This is a genomic window from Pseudomonas sp. HMWF006 (assembly GCF_003061205.1).
Classification (GTDB): Bacteria; Pseudomonadota; Gammaproteobacteria; order Pseudomonadales; family Pseudomonadaceae; genus Aquipseudomonas; species Aquipseudomonas monsensis.
This window is the reverse complement of the sequence record NZ_QAIU01000145.1, coordinates 1-2,894: the sequence shown is the minus strand read 5'-3', so window position 1 is coordinate 2,894 and position 2,894 is coordinate 1. Positions and strand designations below refer to the sequence as shown.

Annotated in this window: 5 protein-coding genes; 1 reads left to right on the top strand and 4 read right to left on the bottom strand. The window is 45.4% G+C overall.

The genetic code is table 11. The annotated features are described in order from the left end of the window. Positions 1-163: cytochrome c5 family protein (locus tag DBR24_RS05740; RefSeq protein ID WP_371921236.1), on the top strand; the 163-nt coding region annotated here is incomplete at its 5' end. Positions 164-217: 54 nt separating this feature from the next. Here the strand turns inward: DBR24_RS05740 and DBR24_RS31560 are convergent. Genes DBR24_RS31560 through DBR24_RS05725 form a run of 4 tightly spaced genes read right to left on the bottom strand, consistent with a single transcriptional unit; the run spans position 218 to position 2,695 of the window. Next, entirely contained in the window at positions 218-628 is a 411-nt protein-coding gene (locus DBR24_RS31560) for an AAA family ATPase (RefSeq protein WP_256591288.1), read from the bottom strand. Next, a complete protein-coding gene (locus DBR24_RS31555; RefSeq protein WP_256591287.1) occupies positions 625-936 on the bottom strand; it encodes an AAA family ATPase in 312 nt (103 codons plus the stop codon). Before DBR24_RS31555 ends, DBR24_RS31560 begins: the two co-directional genes overlap by 4 nt. Then, positions 929-1,813, bottom strand: coding sequence for a hypothetical protein (locus DBR24_RS05730; RefSeq protein ID WP_256591286.1), 885 nt, complete (start codon positions 1,811-1,813; stop codon positions 929-931). The genes DBR24_RS31555 and DBR24_RS05730 overlap by 8 nt, the downstream gene beginning before the upstream one ends. Before the next feature lie 3 nt (positions 1,814-1,816). Beyond that, entirely contained in the window at positions 1,817-2,695 is an 879-nt protein-coding gene (locus DBR24_RS05725) for an ABC transporter ATP-binding protein (protein WP_128614163.1), read from the bottom strand. Positions 2,696-2,894 lie beyond the last annotated feature (199 nt).

Sequence of the window (2,894 nt, the reverse complement as noted above, 5' to 3'; positions counted from 1 at the left end):
CACCGCCGCCTGGAAAGAACGCGCCGATCACCAGGGCGGCCTCGACGGCATCCTGGCCAAAGCCATCACCGGCATCAACTCCATGCCGCCAAAAGGCACCTGCGCCGATTGCTCGGATGACGAGCTGAAGGGCGCGATCCAGAAGATGTCCGGCCTGAAGTAAGGCGCGCTTCTGATGAAAAAAACCGTCTTCGGACGGTTTTTTTTGTGTGCAGCATCACTGCATGCTTTTCGCGATAAAGGCACCGGAAGAATTAAGTACGGCTTTGTACACAGCATAAGCATCAGTATCTGCCGGAGTTATTGGTTCGGAGCGCCCTTCCGATATCTGTCTCAGATCACATCCCGGGATCGACAAAATGAGAGGTGAGTGAGTGGCGATGATGAACTGTGCGCCTTTGCGTGCTAGCTCCATTATTCGGTTGATAAATACCAATTGCCTCAATGGGGATAACGACGCTTCCGGTTCATCGAGAACGTACAGTCCCTGGGCTTTGAATCGGTTTTGAAACAGTGCCTCCATTGCTTCACCGTGCGACATGCAATGCATATCCACGCCGCCGTAATAGGTCTTTATTTCGGGATCAAAGCTCCCCTCTGCATCAAGCTTGCGGATCGCGGTGTTCAAGTTATAGAAGGTTTCTGCTCTGTAGAAAAAAAAACCTTCTCCCTTCGGTAGCCTTTTGAAAGCATCAGGGTTTCGTGCAGTTTCGAGTGGGTGTTCTCAGTCGAGAAATTGAAGTTCTTCCCACCGCCTTCTGGATTGCATCCCAACTTGATGGCAAGTGCTTCAAGCAACGTGGATTTTCCAGAACCGTTTTCTCCAATAAATACGGTAATTCTGCTATTGAATTGAAGCGGAAAAAGGCCGCGTAAAAAATGAGCCGCGGCTCTGTCTGGCTTCAGGCGTATCTGCTGGATGAATAAATCATTCATATTGGCGCCCCCTGAATACTCTACCAACGGATACCTTTACTCCAATCATCGTTATACCAAGTCTTATCGAACTCGTGCTGGCCATGGTAAAAATTCCGACGTAGCCAAGATAGGCAATAAGACGCTCGCCGAATAACTCCGGCGTCGCAGTGGCGCTAAAAATGATGACTGATACTGTCCCGGCCGAGATAGCCATTTCCGGCCAGAAGCACTTAATGGCGTTGGCTTTTTGATATTTGTAGCGTGCTTGTATTGTGTTGCTCAGACATTCATTGCTATTGCTGATAAGTGATTGAGAACTTTGCTCATCAATTGTGCGTGAGCTGAAAGTGCTGATTAACGATTCCTTGTACAGGTCTTCATTGATCATTTCGGCTTTATACAGACTCTGGATATGTAGTTTTGCAAACTTCAACTGCACACAAGTCAATGTCGTGATAAATATCAAGGGGATGAAAAAATAAGCATTTTCACGGAGTAAGATATAGGCTGTAGCAAATGTCAAAATACAAGATCCTGCCAGATGAATTGAGTCATGAAGGACTGAAGCAATTTTCTCGGCATCTTCTTTGATCATCGTCACGCGAGAGCTTAACGGGCAAGGTCTTTCATCATGCACAATGAAATTGATGAGTGAAAAGCGAGATTTCGCTTCCATGAGCGCCGCCAGGGAGCTGCCCAGAGTTTGAGTCGCGAGTTTGGATAAAAAAATAGCGGTGAGAAGGAAATACAGATTAGTGCTGACAGCACCACTACTGAGAGCAGTAAGTCCCTCTGCCACGATCGAAGGTATTAGCAACTGACATGCAGCTGCTAAAGTCAGGCATATTGTTGAAAACAAAAATAATGCCCCGTTTTTTCGCAAGCACATAAGCATAATTCAACGCCCCCCGTGCTGTAGTTTATAGCTCAGTATTCGATTGCGGCGATAAGAGGCCTCTCTGCTTGAGTAGTAAATGGATATAAGTGACATTGTTGGGCTGAGCACACGCTCAAGGTAGATGGCTGAGGCAAAGATAGCGCCTGTTGTCAAAGCGCTTTCACTTATTAAATGAGCGGATATCAAGAACAAAAAAACTATCGCTACCAAGTAACATGTTCCTGAAATTGATTCGAAAAAAGATGCCTTCAGGTTTGAACGAAAAGCGAGGCGCTCAATGTTTTTGATGTCCAACTTGACTCTGTCGTTGTACGGTTTGGCATCGCATACATGCGCACAGATTTCCCCGATTATAACGGTGTTTTCTTGGACGTATTCTTCAAAAAGGGTGTCGCTCTTTCTCCGGGTTATAAAATATGCAGCTGAGGCATATAGCAGGCCGCTAAGGGGGGCGAGCGCCAAAAGAGGATGATACTGAGCCGTTATAATCAGCGCGAAGATTATGATGCTGAAATTGAGTGAAGTGTCAAAAAATACCGAATGGTATAGATACATCGAACCGTCAACATCGCCGTCGATGAGTTCGATCTGCTCACCTGGATTTCCCCTATATGTAGATGCCTTGCTTCGCAGGTGCGTTAGAATTGTCCTTTTCAGAATATATCTTGTTTTGGCAGCAGTCCTTTGTAGATATATGTTGGCTGCTAGTTTCAAGGGAGGCGTCGCGATGATAAGAAGCGAAGCGCCTGCGAGTGCATATAAATATAAGTGATCTTGGGATGCATGCAAATTAATTGAATTGCCGATTAGGTAGGGTGATGCGCTTGTTAGAACTGAAATGCCTAGGCCAAAGCAGCAAAGTATTAGGTTGCTTTTCATGGTTTGATAAATTCCATTTGGTGCGGAGAAACGGAAAATCGTGATTGTGTTTTTAATCCTAGCTATTATTAAATTGACTTCAATTCAGACTCATCCTGAAGTTTTGCGTGATTAAATTCGAGTCAATGTAGGAAGGAAGCTGTAGGCTTGTGCGATGATTCTTTTGGTGTTGTTAATTCATTGTTATTGTTGAAGGTTT